Annotated in this window: 8 protein-coding genes, 1 tRNA gene and 1 pseudogene; 8 read left to right on the plus strand and 2 right to left on the minus strand. The window is 68.6% G+C overall.

Annotated elements, in window-relative coordinates; genetic code table 11:
* Positions 1–282 precede the first annotated feature (282 nt).
* Positions 283–355, plus strand: a tRNA-Thr gene (locus ABZ826_RS21995).
* Between the two features lie 59 nt (positions 356–414).
* Here the strand turns inward: ABZ826_RS21995 and ABZ826_RS22000 are convergent.
* Both ABZ826_RS22000 and ABZ826_RS22005 read right to left on the minus strand, forming a co-directional pair.
* A pseudogene (locus ABZ826_RS22000) lies at positions 415–630 on the minus strand (aldo/keto reductase); the annotation flags it as partial.
* A 72-nt stretch (positions 631–702) separates the two neighbouring features.
* Positions 703–3330 carry a SpoIIE family protein phosphatase gene (locus ABZ826_RS22005; RefSeq protein ID WP_361450731.1) on the minus strand — a complete coding sequence of 876 codons (2628 nt, stop codon included), beginning with the start codon at positions 3328–3330 and terminating at the stop codon, positions 703–705.
* Between the two features lie 403 nt (positions 3331–3733).
* Here ABZ826_RS22005 and ABZ826_RS22010 point away from each other — a divergent pair, with 403 nt between their 5' ends.
* The 7 genes from ABZ826_RS22010 to ABZ826_RS22040 all read left to right on the plus strand — a co-directional run bounded on the left by ABZ826_RS22010 (position 3734) and on the right by ABZ826_RS22040 (position 17099).
* Positions 3734–9154: a HAMP domain-containing protein gene (locus tag ABZ826_RS22010; protein ID WP_361450734.1), complete on the plus strand. Its 5421-nt coding sequence runs from the start codon at positions 3734–3736 to the stop codon at positions 9152–9154.
* Positions 9155–9398: 244 nt separating this feature from the next.
* Positions 9399–10076 carry a response regulator gene (locus ABZ826_RS22015; protein ID WP_361450737.1) on the plus strand — a complete coding sequence of 226 codons (678 nt, stop codon included), beginning with the start codon at positions 9399–9401 and terminating at the stop codon, positions 10074–10076.
* A 251-nt stretch (positions 10077–10327) separates the two neighbouring features.
* A complete protein-coding gene (locus ABZ826_RS22020; protein ID WP_361450740.1) occupies positions 10328–13105 on the plus strand; it encodes a DNA translocase FtsK in 2778 nt (925 codons plus the stop codon).
* Positions 13106–13309: 204 nt separating this feature from the next.
* On the plus strand, positions 13310–14110 hold the full coding sequence (locus tag ABZ826_RS22025) for a RodZ domain-containing protein (RefSeq protein ID WP_361450743.1): 801 nt from the start codon (positions 13310–13312) through the stop codon (positions 14108–14110).
* A 144-nt stretch (positions 14111–14254) separates the two neighbouring features.
* The gene (rimO, locus tag ABZ826_RS22030; RefSeq protein WP_361450746.1) at positions 14255–15739 is read left to right on the plus strand and encodes a 30S ribosomal protein S12 methylthiotransferase RimO; all 1485 of its coding nucleotides are present in this window, start codon (positions 14255–14257) and stop codon (positions 15737–15739) included.
* A complete protein-coding gene (gene pgsA / locus ABZ826_RS22035) occupies positions 15736–16593 on the plus strand; it encodes a CDP-diacylglycerol--glycerol-3-phosphate 3-phosphatidyltransferase (protein WP_361450749.1) in 858 nt (285 codons plus the stop codon). Before rimO ends, pgsA begins: the two co-directional genes overlap by 4 nt.
* Positions 16590–17099, plus strand: a complete 510-nt coding sequence (locus ABZ826_RS22040) for a CinA family protein (RefSeq protein WP_361450752.1) — start codon at positions 16590–16592, stop codon at positions 17097–17099. The genes pgsA and ABZ826_RS22040 overlap by 4 nt, the downstream gene beginning before the upstream one ends.
* Positions 17100–17188 lie beyond the last annotated feature (89 nt).

Genomic DNA, 17188 nt, shown 5'->3' on the forward strand with positions numbered 1-17188 from the left:
CCGATGGTACTGCAGGGGGGACCCTGTGGGAGAGTAGGACGCCGCCGAACTCCTTTTACGGAAAAGCCCCGTGCCCTTGTGGCACGGGGCTTTTCCGCGTTTCAGGGCCCGCTCGTGCCGTCGTTCGGTGCTGCCGGTCCTCCTCCAGCCGGCGACGCCCCGGCGCAACGAGGTGAGAGAGCTGTCGGGGCGGATGAGAGCTCGTCAGAATCTTCTGTGTTCAGCGGTTTTGAGCATCCCTGAGTTCAGGGTAAGCTTTACCTCGTTGCCACAGCGCAGCAGGCCCCAATAGCTCAGTCGGTAGAGCGTCTCCATGGTAAGGAGAAGGTCTGCGGTTCGATTCCGCATTGGGGCTCAGTGAAGAAGAAAGGCTCCCACCAAGTGGTGGGGGCCTTTCGCATGTTCAATGCGTCCTTACTCGTTGTCCGTGTGGTGCGAATCGAGGCGGGCGATCTCGTCCGCCGAGAGGCGCAAGGCACCTGCGGCCACGTTCTCCGTCAGGTGGTCCGGATTACCGGTGCCGGGGATGGCAAGGACGTGCGGTCCCTGATGCAGCGTCCAGGCCAACCGGACCTGCGCCGCCGTCACACCGTGCGCGTGGGCGACGGCGAGCAGTTCGTCCGCTTCGGAGCTCCCGGAGTTCTCGGAGCGCGTGGAACCCGCGCCCCCCTGCTCGCGTCCCTGGCCGGCTATGAAGCGTGGTCAGGCGGTGGGCGGTTCGGGGACGCGCATGGCGAGGATGGCCATGTCGTCGGAAGCCGGTTCCGCGGCGAAGCGTTCGACCGCCCGCAGGATGCGTGCCGCCACCGCGCCGGCCGTCAGACCGGTGCACGTGGAGAGGACGTCCGCCAGACCGTCGTCGCCGAGCATGCGGGTGCCCTCACGGCGTTCCGTGACGCCGTCGGTCACGCACAGCAGGACGTCTCCCGGGGCGAGGGTGACCGTCTGCTCGTACAGTTCGAGGTCCTCGATCACGCCCAGCAGCGGCTGAGGTTCGGCCGCTGCCTCGACCGAGCCGTCCTGACGCAGGCGCAGCGGCAGGGGGTGGCCCGCGCAGACCACCTTCAGGAGCGCGCTCCCGTCCTCCTGGGGCCACAACTCCCCGTACAGGAGGGTCAGGAAGCGGCTGCGGGCTCCCTCGTCCAGGATGGCGGCGTTGAGACGCTCCAGGACCGCCGGGCCGCCGAAGCCCTCGCGGGCGAGGAGGCGCAGGGCGTGGCGGGCGAGGCCCGTGACGGCCGCTGCTTCCGGACCCGTACCGCAGACGTCGCCGATGGCGAAGCCGTAGGCGCCGTCGCGGATCGGGAAGACGTCGTAGAAGTCGCCGCCGACCTCGTTGCCCTCGCCCGCCGCGCGGTAGATGACCTCGATCTCGACATTGGGGACCTCGGGCAGCCCCGGCGGGAGCAGGCTGCGCTGAAGTGACTGGCTGATCGCCATGCGCTCCGAGTAGAGCCGGGCGTTGTCGAGTGCGAGGGCGGCACGGCGGGAAAGGTCTTCGGCCAGCTCCAGGATCTCCTGGCGGAAGTGGTCGTCGGAGGGCTTTCCGAGCGTGAGCATGCCGATGACGCGGTTTCGGGCGACGAGTGGCAGGACCACTGTTTCCCCGCCCACCGCGGCGGCCGTGGCGAGCGTCGTCCGGACGCCGGAGCCGAGCCCGCCGGGCTCGCCGAGGCCGGGCGTACGCATGGAGGTGCGCAGGGCCGCCTCGTGGGCGGCCTCGGTCGGGGCCGCCCAGACACGGGCGCCGGGGGTCGGTACGGGGTCCGGGGGAGCGATCCTGGAGAGCAGCGCCTTCAGACCGTCGATGCGCTCCTCGTCCTCGTGCAGGACGTAGGAGAGGTACGGTTCCGAGGACTGGTCGGCGATCGTGTAGACGGCGCACCAGGTGGCCAGGGTGGGGACCGTCATCTGGGCCATCAGGGCCAGGGTCTGGTCCCGGTCGAGGGTGCCGGCGAGCAGATCGGACGCCTCGACGAGGAAGGAGAGGGAACCGCGGCGCAGGCGTTCCAGCTCGCCCAGCCGGGCCGACTCGACGGCCAGCGCGATACGGTCCGCGGCGAACTGGAGGCGCAGGGCCTCCTCGTTGGAGTAGCGGCCGGCCGCTTCCGCGGCGACCCCGAGCGAGCCCGTCAGACGTCCCTCGACCTTCAACGGGACGGTGACGACCGAGCGCATCCCGGTGCCCCCGAGGAGGGGGACGGCGCCGGGGACGTGGTCGAGGTCTTCATGGACGGCGGGCATCCGTGCGGAGCCGTAACGTCCGGTACCGGCCTCCACCGGGACCCGGGCGAAACGCTGACGGGCGGAGGGCAGGCCGGTCGTGGCCCGTACCTCCAGTTCCGTCTCGTCGTCCGTCGCCAGCAGCAGGAAGGCCGAGTCGGCGTCGAGCATGTCGCGCGCCCGTTCGACCGTGCGCTGGAGCAGGCCGTCGAGGTCGTCGGGGGCGGGGGAGCCGATGAAGATCTCGAACGGGTCCGCCTTGCGGTTGTCGGTGTTCGCGTCGGACACCGGTGCGCGTGCCGGGGACTGGAGAACGGCGCGTTCGTAGTCGCGGACGAGCAGGCAGACCGTGGACGGTTCACCGCCGGTGTCGCGGACGCGGAGGTGCGACGCGTAGACCGGGATGGTGCGGCCGTCGGCGCCCCGGATTCCGTAACTGCCCTCCCAGCGTGAGAGTCGCAGTGCTTCGACGATGCCCGTATTGGTGCCGGGTGTCTGCGGCCAGGCGGTGAAGTCGGTGAGCTGTTTCCCGGTGACCTGGTCCGCGGTGTGGCCGAAGAGGAACTCGGCGTCCTCGTTCCAGGCGGCGATGGAGCCGGTGCTGTCGATCTGCACGACGGCCACCCGGACGCGCTCGTCGGCGACCGGGAGCAGGCCGACCGGGAGCAGAGGGCCGGCAGAGCGGATGCCCACCGGGCGCTCGGGAAGATCGAGCATGAACCAGACATGTTTGTAAGTGGGCGAATACTCGACGCCCCACCGGGAGGCGAGTGCCGCGCAGAGCAGCAGCCCGCGGCCGTTCTCACGGTCCGGGTTGCCGAAGTCCGGCCCCGAGCTCTGGAGCGGGACCTCGCGCTCCGGGTAGTGGTCGGAGACCTCGATGCGGACCCCGTCCTCCGTACGCAGACACAGCACGTCCGCGGCGGTACCCGCGTGCACTACGGCGTTGGTCACGAGCTCGCTGGTGAGGACGACGGCGTCGTCGACGACATCCGTGTATCCCCATCCCTGGAGCGTGTCGCGGACGAAGGCGCGGGCGGTCGCGACAGAGCGCCCGACCGGGTCGAAGGTGGCGGCCGCGCGCGCGGTGATCACAGCACTCCCCATTTGGTGTCTCGTCGCTTCCCCGAGTCCTGTGCCCGTTTCTCGCCGCTTCGATTCGCCTGCCAGGCTAGACGCTCGGTCTCGGTGCCGGATACACGAGGGCCGACTTCGGGCAGGAACGATGAGGAACAGGCACGTGACCGGACAAGTGTGGGCTCCCCAACAGGCCGATGTGGGACAACCCTTGGAGGCTGCACCCCGATCGGGTGGGGCCTGGTACGTTTCAACGATTTGACGTCCACATGGTCACCCGTCGACGGTGGGCTGTGGCGGTGAGCCAATGAGGAACTGGGCAAGCTCCCAGATAAAGGCCCGAGCTATACGGTCAACCCCTGCGGGAGGGATCACGGTGGAGTCTGGCGTGGCGGCGCGGGGATCAGGCACGCGCACAAAAGGCGGACAGTCCGTGAAGAAGCAGCGCAATGGAACCATCGAGGTCGACGCGGCGGCGCTCAACAGATTGCTGGCGGGCCTGGTGGCCATGCGCGACGGGAATTTCCGCAGGCGCCTGACCGTCTCGGGCGACGGCGTGATGACGGAGATCGCGGCGGTCTTCAACGAAGTCGCCGACCGCAATCTCCATCTCACCGGCGAGCTGGCTCGGGTGCGACGGGTCGTCGGGCGTGAGGGGAAGCTCACGGAACGGCTGGAGACGGGCGCCTGCGAGGGTTCCTGGGCCGCCGCCATCGACGCCTCCAACGAACTGGTCGACGATCTGGCCCGTCCGGTCTCGGAGGTCGGCCGGGTGCTGTCGGCGGTGGCCGACGGTGATCTGGAACAGCGGATGGAGCTGCGGTCGCACACCTCCGACGAGACGGTGCGCCCGCTGCGCGGCGAGTTCCTGAAGGTTGCCCGTACGGTCAACAACCTGGTCGATCAGCTGTCGGCGTTCACCGAGCAGGTGACGCGGGTCGCGGTCGAGGTGGGTACCGAGGGCAAGCTGGGCGGCCAGGCCCAGGTGCGCGGCATGTCCGGTTCGTGGAAGGACCTCACGGACTCCGTGAACACCATGGCGTACCGGCTGACCGCACAGGTGAGGGACATCGCCCTGGTGACGACGGCGGTCGCCAAGGGCGATCTGTCACGGAAGGTCACCGTGCATGTGGCCGGCGAGATGCTGCAGCTCAAGAACACCGTCAACACGATGGTCGACCAGTTGTCGTCGTTCTCCTCCGAGGTGACCCGGGTCGCCCGCGAGGTGGGCACGGAGGGCGAGCTGGGCGGGCAGGCGACCGTGCCCGGTGTGGCCGGGGTCTGGAAGGACCTGACCGACTCCGTCAACACGATGGCCGGGAACCTGACCTCTCAGGTGCGCGGGATCGCCGAGGTGACGACCGCCGTCGCCAACGGCGACCTGTCCCAGAAGGTCACCGTGAGCGCGCGCGGCGAGGTCGCCCAGCTCGCCGAGACGATCAACCAGATGACCGAGACGCTGCGTACCTTTGCCGACGAGGTGACGCGTGTGGCGAGCGAGGTCGGTGGCGAGGGTCTGCTCGGCGGCCAGGCCCAGGTGCCGGGTGCCGCGGGCACCTGGAAGGACCTCACCGATTCGGTGAACACGGTCTTCCGCAATCTGACGACGCAGGTGCGCGACATCGCGCAGGTGACCACGGCAGTGGCCAGTGGTGATCTGTCGCAGAAGGTCACCGTCGACGTGGCCGGCGAGATGCTGGAGCTGAAGAACACCGTCAACACGATGGTGGATCAGCTTCAGTCGTTCGGGTCCGAGGTGACGAGGGTCGCCCGCGAGGTCGGCGTCGAGGGCCGGCTGGGCGGCCAGGCCGAGGTGCCGGGCGCCGCGGGCACCTGGAAGGACCTCACCGATTCGGTGAACACCGCTTTCCGCAACCTGACCGGCCAGGTCCGGGACATCGCGCAGGTGACCACGGCGGTCGCCAACGGTGATCTGTCGCAGAACGTCACCGTCGACGTGGCCGGCGAGATGCTGGAGCTGAAGAACACCGTCAACACCATGGTGGCCCAGCTGTCCAACTTCGCCGACCAGGTGACGCGGATGGCACGCGACGTGGGCACGGAGGGCCGCCTCGGCGGCCAGGCACGCGTCGACGGTGTCTCCGGTACGTGGAAGGAGCTCACCGACTCCGTCAACTTCATGGCAGGGAACCTGACCTCCCAGGTGCGCCAGATCGCGCAGGTGACCACGGCGGTGGCGCGCGGTGACCTGTCGCAGAAGATCGACGTGGACGCGCGCGGCGAGATCCTGGAGCTGAAGAACACCATCAACACGATGGTCGACCAGCTCTCCGCCTTCGCCGACCAGGTGACGCGGGTGGCCCGCGAGGTGGGTACGGACGGGCGGCTCGGCGGCCAGGCACAGGTGCCCGGCGTCGCCGGTGTGTGGCGCGATCTGACGGACTCGGTGAACGGCATGGCCGGCAACCTCACCGATCAGGTCCGCAGCATCGCCCAGGTCGCCACGGCGGTGGCGCGCGGTGACCTGTCGCAGAAGATCGACGTGGACGCGCGCGGCGAGATCCTGGAGCTCAAGAACACCCTCAACACGATGGTGGACCAGCTCTCGAACTTCGCCGAGCAGGTGACGCGGGTCGCCCGTGAGGTGGGCACGGAAGGCATCCTCGGCGGCCAGGCCGAGGTGCAGGGTGTCTCCGGTACGTGGAAGGACCTCACCCAGTCCGTCAACGGCATGGCGAACAACCTGACCCTCCAGGTCCGCAACATCGCCGAGGTCACCACCGCGGTCGCCAAGGGCGATCTCTCCAAGAAGATCACGGTCGACGCCAAGGGCGAGATCCTCGAACTCGTCACGACGGTCAACACCATGGTCGACCAGCTGCTCAACTTCGCCGACGAGGTGACGCGGGTCGCCCGTGAAGTGGGTACCGAGGGCATCCTCGGTGGCCAGGCCCGGGTGCGCGGTGCGACGGGTATCTGGAAGGACCTCAGCGACAACGTCAACCTGATGGCCAACAACCTCACCAGTCAGGTGCGGAACATCTCCCGGGTCTCGTCCGCGGTCGCCACCGGTGACCTGACGAAGAAGGTCACCGTCGAGGCGCGCGGCGAGGTCGCCGAGCTCGCCGACACCGTCAATACGATGGTGACGACGCTGTCCTCGTTCGCCGACGAGGTGACGCGAGTCGCCCGTGAAGTGGGCACGGAGGGCGAGCTGGGCGGTCAGGCACGCGTTCCGGGCGTCTCCGGTACGTGGAAGGACCTCACCGAGTCCGTGAACTCGATGGCGTCCAATCTGACCGGCCAGGTGCGGCAGATCGCCACGGTCACCACGGCCATCGCCAAGGGCGACCTCACCAAGAAGATCGACATCGACGCGCGCGGTGAGATCCAGGAGCTGAAGAACACCATCAACACGATGGTCGACCAGCTGTCCTCGTTCGCCGAGCAGGTGACCCGCGTGGCCCGTGAGGTGGGCACGGAGGGACAGTTGGGCGGTCAGGCCCGGGTCCGGGACGTCGACGGCACCTGGCGCGACCTCACCGAGTCGGTGAACGAGATGGCCGGGAACCTCACTCGTCAGGTGCGGGCCATCGCGGCCGTCGCCACGGCGGTGACCCGCGGCGATCTCAATCTCAAGATCGATGTGGACGCGTCCGGCGAGATCCAGGCGCTGCAGGACAACATCAATACGATGATCGCCAACCTGCGCGACACCACGGCCACCAACAAGGAGCAGGACTGGCTCAAGGGCAATCTCGCCCGGATCTCCGGTCTGATGCAGGGCCGGCGCGATCTCGACGACGTGGCCTCGCTGATCATGAGCGAGCTGACTCCGGTCGTCTCCGCGCAGCACGGTGCGTTCTTCCTGGCCATGCCGACCGGTGACACCGACGCGGTGGGGCCGGACAGTGACAAGGACAGCTCGTACGACCTCCGGATGAGGGGCAGCTACGGATACTCGGCGGGATCGATGCCGACTTCGTTCCGGCCCGGTGAGACGCTCATCGGCACCGCGGCGGAGGAGAAGCGGACGATTCAGGTGGACAACGTTCCGCCGGGTTATCTGAAGATTTCCTCCGGGCTCGGCGAGGCGCCGCCCGCGCATGTGATCGTGCTGCCGGTGCTGTTCGAGGGGAAGGTTCTCGGTGTGATCGAGCTGGCCTCGTTCCAGCCGTTCACCCATATCCAGCGGGACTTCCTCAACCAGCTCGCCGAGATGATCGCGACGAGCGTCAACACCATCAGCGTCAATACGAAGACCGAGAAGCTCCTTGAGCAGTCGCAGGAGCTGGCCGAGCAATTGCGGGACCGTTCGAAGGAGCTGGAGATCCGGCAGCAGGCGCTTCAGGCCTCCAACGCCGAACTGGAGGAGAAGGCCGAGCTGCTGGCCCAGCAGAACCGCGACATCGAGGTCAAGAACACCGAGATCGAGGACGCCCGGCAGGTCCTGGAGGAGCGCGCCGAGCAGCTCGCGGTGTCGATGCGCTACAAGTCCGAGTTCCTGGCGAACATGTCGCACGAGTTGCGTACGCCGCTCAACTCGCTGCTCATCCTGGCCAAGTTGCTCGCGGACAACGCCGAGGGGAATCTCTCTCCGAAGCAGGTGGAGTTCGCCGAGACGATCCACGGGGCCGGTTCCGATCTGCTGCAGCTGATCAACGACATCCTCGATCTGACGAAGGTCGAGGCGGGCAAGATGGATGTCAGTCCGACCCGGATCGCACTGGTCCAGTTGGTCGACTACGTGGAGGCGACATTCCGGCCGCTCACCGCGGAGAAGGGGCTCGACTTCTCCGTACGGGTGTCTCCGGAGCTGCCCGCGACGCTGCACACGGACGAGCAGAGGCTGCTCCAGGTGCTGCGCAATCTCCTGTCCAACGCGGTGAAGTTCACCGACAGCGGAGCGGTCGAGCTGGTGATCCGGCATGCCAGCACGGATGTGCCGAACGCCATCCGTGAGCAGCTCCTGGAGGCCGGATCGCTGCATGACGCCGATGCCGATCTGATCGCCTTCTCCGTCACCGACACCGGTATCGGGATCGCGTCCAGCAAGATGCTGGTGATCTTCGAGGCGTTCAAGCAGGCCGACGGGACGACCAGTCGCAAGTACGGCGGTACGGGGCTCGGCCTGTCCATCAGCCGGGAGATCGCCCGGCTGCTGGGGGGTGAGATCCACGCGGCGAGCGAGCCGGGCCGCGGCTCGACGTTCACGCTGTATCTGCCGCTGCACCCGAGCGAGCTGCCCCCGCAGGGTTATCCGCAGGTGGGCCCGGGGCACGTCGAGGCACACGGTGCGGTGACCGAGGAAGGTCCGCTCATGGACGCCGGTCCGGGCGCCGACCCGACGGCGGCCGTGCGCGATTCGGCCGGAGCCGGCGGGCTCGCGCGGAGTCGCAAGCCCCTGGGGAGCTCGGAGCGACGGCCCGCGCTGCCGCCCCGCGCCGCCGCTCCGGCGGCTCCGCAGGAGCCGTGGACGCTCGGCGGGCAGCCGGAGGTTCGCAGGACCTTCCGCTTCCACGGTGAGAAGGTGCTGATCGTCGACGACGACATCCGTAACGTCTTCGCGCTCACCAGCGTGCTGGAGCAGCACGGTCTCGCGGTGCTGTACGCGGAGAACGGGCGGGTGGGCATCGAAGTCCTGGAACAGCACGACGATGTGACGGTCGTACTGATGGACATCATGATGCCGGAGATGGACGGCTATGCCACGACGACGGCGATCCGCAGGATGCCGCAGTTCGCGGGGCTGCCGATCGTCGCGCTGACGGCCAAGGCCATGAAGGGCGACCGGGAGAAGGCCATCGAATCCGGCGCTTCCGACTATGTCACCAAGCCTGTCGATCCTGATCATCTCCTTTCCGTAATGGAGCAGTGGATGCGCGGAGAGTGATCATTTATTGAGGGAATCGCGATGAGTTGATGATCGGCTGTGCCCGCAGGAGTGTGAGAAGGCGCTGTACGGGGAACCTTCCGGTCCCCCACCGCGTTTCTTCTGTGTGCACAGTGACATCGCGGTGACAGGGTGTGTCGACGGGCGGGGTGCGGCTACCATGACCGGCACAAGGACGGACGGCGTAAGGGAGTCGTCCCCTGGGGCGGCGCCCGGTGCAATTCCGGGGCGAGGAGGACGGGCCATGGTGCAGAAGGCCAAGATCCTCCTGGTCGATGACCGGCCGGAGAATCTGCTGGCGCTGGAGGCCATCCTCTCTGCGCTCGATCAGACACTGGTACGGGCATCGTCAGGGGAGGAAGCGCTCAAAGCGCTGCTCACGGATGACTTCGCGGTCATTCTGCTGGACGTCCAGATGCCGGGCATGGACGGTTTCGAAACGGCTGCGCACATCAAGCGGCGGGAACGGACCCGGGACATCCCGATCATCTTCCTCACCGCGATCAATCACGGTCCGCATCACACCTTCAGGGGTTACGCGGCGGGCGCGGTGGACTACATCTCGAAGCCGTTCGACCCGTGGGTGCTGCGGGCCAAGGTCTCGGTCTTCGTCGAGCTGTACATGAAGAACTGCAAGCTGCGCGAACAGGCGGCGTTGCTGCGACTCCAGCTCGAAGGCGACACCAACGGCGACGCGGGCCACGAGAGGGAGCCCGCGGGGCTGCTGGCCGAACTCTCGGCGCGTCTCGCAGCCGTCGAGGAGCAGGCCGAAGCGCTGTCCAAGCAGCTCGACGACGAGTCCGCGGACGCCGCGGCCGTGGCCACCGCCGCCCACCTGGAACGGAAGCTGACCGGCCTGCGCCGGGCACTTGACGCGCTGGAACCCGGCACTGGAAGCGGCGCGAGCGTCCTTCCTTCGTAACGCCGTACCAGTGGCGCGGCTCCACGGCCGGAGCGGTCCGGCCGTGCGACCTGCGGTCGGCGAACGGCCGTTGTCCGGGGCTTCGGCCCAACTGCCCTGCCGTCCGGCCCGTTCGCCCGCGAGGAACGGAACGCCTCCACCGGTTCGGGCGCGTGAGAGCGCGTCAGTTTGCCGCCTCCGTACGACGACACGGTCGGGTGAAGCGGCCGGCGCACGTGTTCACGGCCGTCGACACCGGTAACCTCGGCACCATGGCCTCACGTACGTCCGGCAAGGGTTCCCAGGGCACGGCGGGCACCGCGAAGCGCGTCGGCCGTACCGCGGGGCCGGCCAAGAAAGCTGCGCCCGCCAAGAAGACCGCCGCGAAGAAGACCGCGCCCGCGAAGAAGGCACCCGCCAAGAAGGCGGCGGCCAAGAAGACGGCCGCACCCAAACCGGCACCGTCGCCCACCGGCGGTGTGTACCGGGTGGCGCGTGCCGTCTGGCTCGGCGCGGCCCATGCCGTCGGTGCGATGTTTCGCGGCGTGGGGCGCGGCGCCAAGGGGCTCGACCCCGCACACCGCAAGGACGGCGTCGCCCTGCTGCTGCTCGGCCTCGCGCTGGTCGTCGCCGCGGGTACCTGGTCGAATCTGCGCGGACCCGTCGGTGACCTCGTCGAGATGCTCGTCACCGGAGCCTTCGGGCGGCTCGATCTGCTGGTGCCGATACTGCTCGGCACCATCGCCGTACGGCTGATCCGCTACCCGGAGAAGCCCGAGGCCAACGGCCGCATCGTCATCGGACTCTCCGCTCTGGTCATCGGGGTGCTCGGGCAGGTGCACATCGCGTGCGGATCGCCCGGCCGGGGGGACGGCACCACGGCGATGCAGGACGCGGGCGGACTCATCGGCTGGGCGGCCTCCAAGCCGCTGATCTACACGATGGGCGAGGTCCTCGCCGTACCGCTGTTGTTGCTGCTCACCGTCTTCGGGCTGCTGGTCGTCACCGCCACCCCGGTGAACGCCATTCCGCAGCGGCTGCGGCTGCTCGGCACCAAGCTGGGCATCCTCGACCCGGTGCACGACCCCGAGGCGGACGAGGAGAACGACGACGAGCGCTACGACGAGCAGTGGCGCGAGGCGCTTCCCGCCCGCTCCCGCCGCTCCTCCGCACGCCGCTCCGAAGTGCCCGCGGAGTACGACCCCGACCGGGTGGAGGCCGACGCTCTCTCCAAGCGCCCGAGGCCGCGCAGGCCTTCCGCGCAGCCCGCGATGCGCACCATGGACGCGGTGGACGTCGCCGCGGCCGCGGCCGCGGCGCTCGACGGGGCGGTGCTGAACGGCATGCCGCCCTCGCCGATCGTCGCCGATCTCACCCAGGGCGTCTCCGTCGAGCGTGCCCGCCCGGATACGCCGGTGCCGGGCGCCAGGGAGGGCGAACCCGCCACCGGGGGAGGCAAGCCGGAGAAGGGAGCGGTGCCCTCGGGCGGCGTACCCGATCTGACGAAGCCCGCGCCCGACCGGTCGCAGTCCCAGCCGCTGCCGGCCCGCGCCGAGCAACTGCAGCTCTCGGGCGACATCACCTACTCGCTGCCCTCACTCGACCTGCTGGAGCGCGGAGGCCCCGGCAAGACCCGCAGCGCGGCCAACGACGCGATCGTCGCGTCCCTGACGAACGTCTTCACCGAGTTCAAGGTCGACGCCGCCGTCACCGGCTTCACCCGCGGGCCGACGGTCACCCGCTACGAGGTGGAGCTCGGTCCCGCGGTGAAGGTCGAGCGGATCACCGCGCTCGCCAAGAACATCGCGTACGCCGTCGCGAGTCCCGACGTCCGGATCATCTCCCCGATCCCGGGCAAGTCGGCGGTGGGCATCGAGATCCCCAACACCGACCGGGAGATGGTCAACCTCGGCGATGTGCTGCGCCTCGCGGACGCTGCCGAGGACGACCACCCGATGCTGGTCGCGCTCGGCAAGGACGTCGAGGGCGGCTATGTGATGGCCAACCTGGCGAAGATGCCGCACGTCCTGGTGGCCGGCGCGACGGGTTCCGGCAAGTCGTCCTGCATCAACTGCTTGATCACCTCGGTCATGGTGCGGGCGACCCCCGAGGACGTCCGCATGGTGCTGGTCGACCCCAAGCGGGTCGAGCTGACCGCGTACGAGGGCATCCCGCACCTGATCACACCGATCATCACCAACCCCAAGCGCGCCGCCGAGGCCCTCCAGTGGGTCGTACGGGAGATGGACCTCCGGTACGACGACCTCGCCGCGTTCGGATACCGGCACATCGACGACTTCAACCAGGCCGTCCGCAGCGGCAAGGTCAAACCGCCGGAGGGCAGCGAGCGCGAGCTCTCGCCGTACCCGTACCTGCTGGTGATCGTCGACGAGTTGGCCGACCTGATGATGGTCGCTCCGCGTGATGTGGAGGACGCCATCGTCCGTATCACCCAACTGGCCCGAGCCGCCGGTATCCACCTGGTGCTCGCGACCCAGCGGCCCTCGGTCGACGTCGTCACCGGTCTGATCAAGGCGAACGTGCCCTCACGGCTCGCCTTCGCGACCTCCTCACTGGCCGACAGCCGCGTCATCCTCGACCAGCCCGGCGCCGAGAAGCTGATCGGAAAGGGTGACGGACTGTTCCTGCCGATGGGGGCCAACAAGCCCACCCGTATGCAGGGTGCCTTCGTCACCGAGGACGAGGTCGCGGCCATCGTCCAGCACTGCAAGGATCAGATGGCACCGGTCTTCCGCGAGGACGTGGTGGTCGGCGCGGCCAAGAAGAAGGAGATCGACGAGGACATCGGCGACGACCTGGATCTGCTGTGCCAGGCCGCCGAACTGGTCGTCTCCACCCAGTTCGGTTCCACCTCGATGCTTCAGCGCAAGCTGCGGGTCGGCTTCGCCAAGGCCGGCCGGCTGATGGACCTGATGGAGTCGCGGAACATCGTCGGTCCGAGCGAGGGATCCAAGGCACGCGACGTCCTGGTGAAACCGGACGAGCTGGACGGGGCGTTGGCACTGATCCGCGGGGAATCCGCTTCGTAGGTGAAGTGCGGGCAACCGTTTCGTCGGGTCGTACGTCAAGTTGGAGGGAGGGACGGCAGGATTGTCCTTCTCGGGGTGGCCCGGTGAATGCGACGGCGTTCGAGTCTGATGGCGTACAAAGTCCTTCCTCCCGGTTGCCCCACCCTTTCGCACCCCCCCTAGACTGAACATCCAGCAGGTGGCTCACGCTCGAAAGGCGCCCCCGTGTCCATCGGCAACTCCCCCGAAGACGACCGGCCTTCGATCGGCCGAGTGCTCCAGCAGGCTCGTATCGCCGCAGGTCTCACGGTCGAAGAAATCAGTTCGTCCACCCGGGTGCGCATCCCCATCGTGCACGCGATCGAAGAGGACGACTTCTCCCGCTGCGGCGGCGACGTGTACGCGCGCGGCCACATCCGTACCTTGGCGCGTGCCGTCGGCATCGATCCGGAACCGCTGGTTTCGCAGTACGACGCCGGGCACGGCGGCCGTCCCGCACCCACGCCCGCGGCGCCGCTGTTCGAGGCCGAGAGAATCCGTTCCGAACCCCGGCGGCCCAATTGGACCGCGGCCATGGTCGCGGCGATCGTCGCCGTCGTCGGGTTCGTCGGTTTCACCTTCTTCAAGGGCGGCGACGACACCCCCAAGACCACTCAGGTCGCGGAGGGCTCGACGCCCAACACGAAGAGCCCCGCGCCGAAGACCAGCAAGTCCGTCGATCCCAAGCCGGCGCCTTCCGACAGTGCCATCGCCGCGGCACCCCGGGACAAGGTGACGGTGAAGCTCAGCGCCAGCCAGGGCAAGAGCTGGATCTCCGCCAAGGACCACAACGGCCGGCTGCTCTTCGACGGCCTGCTCCTCCAGGGCCAGTCCAAGACCTTCCAGGACCAGGAGCGGGTCGACCTCGTCCTCGGTGACGCCGGGTCCATCGAGCTCTTCGTGAACGGCAAGAAGGTCGAGGACAAGTTCCAGCCCGGCCAGGTCGAGCGCCTCTCGTACACGAAGGGCGACCCGGCGGTCGGCTGACCGGTACACGCGAGGTTCCGCAGCGGGACCGGCGACAGGGCGGGTGCTCGGCAGGACTGCCGGGCACCCGCCCTCTTGTTACTCGGTGTAACGGGGGAACCCTGCACGGCAGGGCGAGTGCCGGGACAAAGTAGTCTTGAGCCCATGCCCGAACGCCGTACCGTCGCCCTTGTCACTCTTGGCTGCGCCCGTAACGAGGTGGACTCGGAGGAGCTTGCAGGCCGCTTGGCAGCGGACGGCTGGGAGCTCGTCGAGGACGCCTCCGACGCGGATGTCGCCGTCGTCAACACCTGTGGATTCGTCGAGGCCGCCAAGAAGGACTCCGTCGACGCCCTCCTCGAAGCCAATGATCTGAAGGACCACGGCAGGACCCAGGCCGTGGTCGCCGTCGGCTGCATGGCCGAGCGCTACGGCAAGGACCTCGCCGAGGCCCTGCCCGAGGCGGACGGCGTCCTCGGATTCGACGACTACGCCGACATCTCCGACCGCCTCCAGACCATCCTCAACGGTGGCATCCACGCCTCGCACACCCCGCGCGACCGCAGAAAGCTCCTGCCGATCAGCCCGGCCGAGCGACAGGACGCCGCAGTGGCCCTGCCGGGGCACGCGCAGGAAGCCGCACCGGCCCCCGCACCCGCGGATCTCCCCGAGGGCGTCGCACCGGTCTCCGGACCGCGGGCGCCGCTGCGCCGGCGACTGGGCACCAGCCCCGTGGCCTCGGTGAAGCTGGCCTCGGGCTGCGACCGCCGCTGCTCATTCTGCGCCATCCCGTCCTTCCGGGGCTCCTTCATCTCGCGGCGCCCCTCGGACGTGCTGGGGGAGACCCGCTGGCTGGCCGAGCAGGGCGTGAAGGAGGTCATGCTGGTCTCCGAGAACAACACTTCGTACGGCAAGGACCTCGGCGACATCCGGCTGCTGGAGACGCTGCTGCCGGAGCTCGCCGACGTCGAGGGGATCGAGCGGATCCGGGTCAGCTACCTGCAGCCCGCAGAGATGCGGCCGGGCCTCATCGACGTACTGACCTCGACCCCGAAGGTGGCGCCGTACTTCGACCTGTCCTTCCAGCACTCGGCTCCCACCGTGCTGCGGGCCATGCGGCGCTTCGGTGACACCGACCGCTTCCTGGAGCTCCTGGACACCATCCGCGGCAAGGCGCCGCAGGCCGGTGCGCGCTCCAACTTCATCGTGGGCTTCCCCGGCGAGACCGAGGACGACCTGGCGGAGCTGGAACGCTTCCTCACCGGTGCCCGGCTCGACGCGATCGGCGTCTTCGGCTACTCCGACGAGGAGGGCACCGAGGCGGTCGGTTACGAGAACAAGCTGGACGCCGATGTCATCGCGGAGCGGCTCGCGCATATTTCGCAGCTGGCCGAGGAGCTGACCTCGCAGCGTGCGGAGGAGCGCCTGGGGGAGACCCTGCAGGTGCTGGTCGAGTCCGTCGAACCCACCGAGGACGAGCCACGCGCGGTGGGGCGCGCGGCGCACCAGGCTCCCGAGACGGACGGCCAGGTCCTCTTCACCGCGCGCGAGGGCCTCGCGCCCGGCCGTATGGTCGAGGCAAAGGTGGTGGGCACCGAGGGAGTGGACCTGGTGGCCGAGTGTTCCGAGCTCGGGGAGGCGGCCAGATGACGGGAGTCCCGGCATCCGCGGCAGGCGGTTCCGGCGCGAAGCCGGTCCGCGGCGGCAAGCTGGGCACCGCGGCCGTCAACGAGGCCAGCCTGTGGAACATCGCCAATCTGCTCACCATGCTGCGTCTGGTGCTGGTGCCCGGCTTCGTGATGCTGCTGCTGCACAACGGCGGCTACGACCCGGCCTGGCGGTCGTTCGCCTGGGCGGCGTTCGCCGTCGCCATGATCACCGATCTGTTCGACGGTCATCTCGCGCGCACGTACAACCTGGTCACCGACTTCGGAAAGATCGCCGACCCGATCGCGGACAAGGCGATCATGGGCGCGGCGCTGATCTGCCTGTCATACCTTGGCGATCTGCCCTGGTGGGTCACGGGCGTGATCCTCTTCCGCGAGATCGGTATCACGCTCATGCGGTTCTGGGTGATACGGCATGCAGTGATTCCGGCCAGTCGTGGTGGAAAGATGAAGACTTTGGCGCAGGGGACGGCTGTCGGGATGTACGTCCTCGCGCTGACCGGTCCACTCGCCACCCTTCGCTTCTGGGTGATGGCGCTGGCCGTCGTGCTGACGGTCGTCACCGGGCTCGACTACGTGCGCCAGGCCGTCGTACTGCGGCGCAAGGGGCTCGAGGCCGAGAAGGCCGCTGGAGCGAAGGCTGCTTCCGGGGGTGCCGGGGCTACGGCGGTGACTGCTGGTTCTGTGAGGGCCGCGGGCTCCGGGACGTCCGAGGGAGCTGCCGGTCCCGGGAGTGCCGGGGCGTCCGCCGGGTCTGAGGCGCCCGGGGCTGCTGAGGAGGCCGGGCCGGTCTCCGGGGCCCCCGGTGGCCGTGGTTCGGCGGAGGCCGAGCGGTGACTGCCGCGGCCCGGGTGCTGGAGCTGCTGGTGGACCGCGGTGAGACCCTTGCCGTCGCCGAGTCGCTGACCGGCGGTCTGGTCGCGGCGGAGCTGACGTCCGTCCCGGGTGCCTCGAACTCCTTCCGCGGGTCCGTGACGGCGTACGCAACGCCCCTGAAGAGGGAATTGCTGGGTGTGGACGGCGGCCTCCTGGCGGAACGCGGCGCAGTCGACCCGGAGGTGGCGCGACAGATGGCGGCAGGCGTGCGCCGGGTTCTCGGTACAGACTGGGGAATATCAACCACCGGGGTCGCGGGTCCCGAGCCGCAGGACTGCAAGCCCGTCGGCACGGTCTATGTTGCGGTGGCCGGGCCGGACGGCGCGGAGAATGTGGCCGCGTTGCGATTGAACGGCGGGCGTGCGGACATCCGTAGAGAGAGCGTACGGGGCGTGCTCGCATTGCTCTGTGCCGAACTCGGCAAGAATGCAAGGGCACAGGATACGGAACAGAACGGGGGGAATTGATGTTTGCAGCCCTGAGTGAACACGACATCGCTCCCCGCACGGCCGCGGCGCAAGGCGGTACGGTGGGGCGTGAAGGATGCGGCTACGCG

Origin of the sequence: Streptomyces sp. NPDC047515, assembly GCF_040643055.1 — a bacterium.
Taxonomy (GTDB): Bacteria; Actinomycetota; Actinomycetes; order Streptomycetales; family Streptomycetaceae; genus Streptomyces.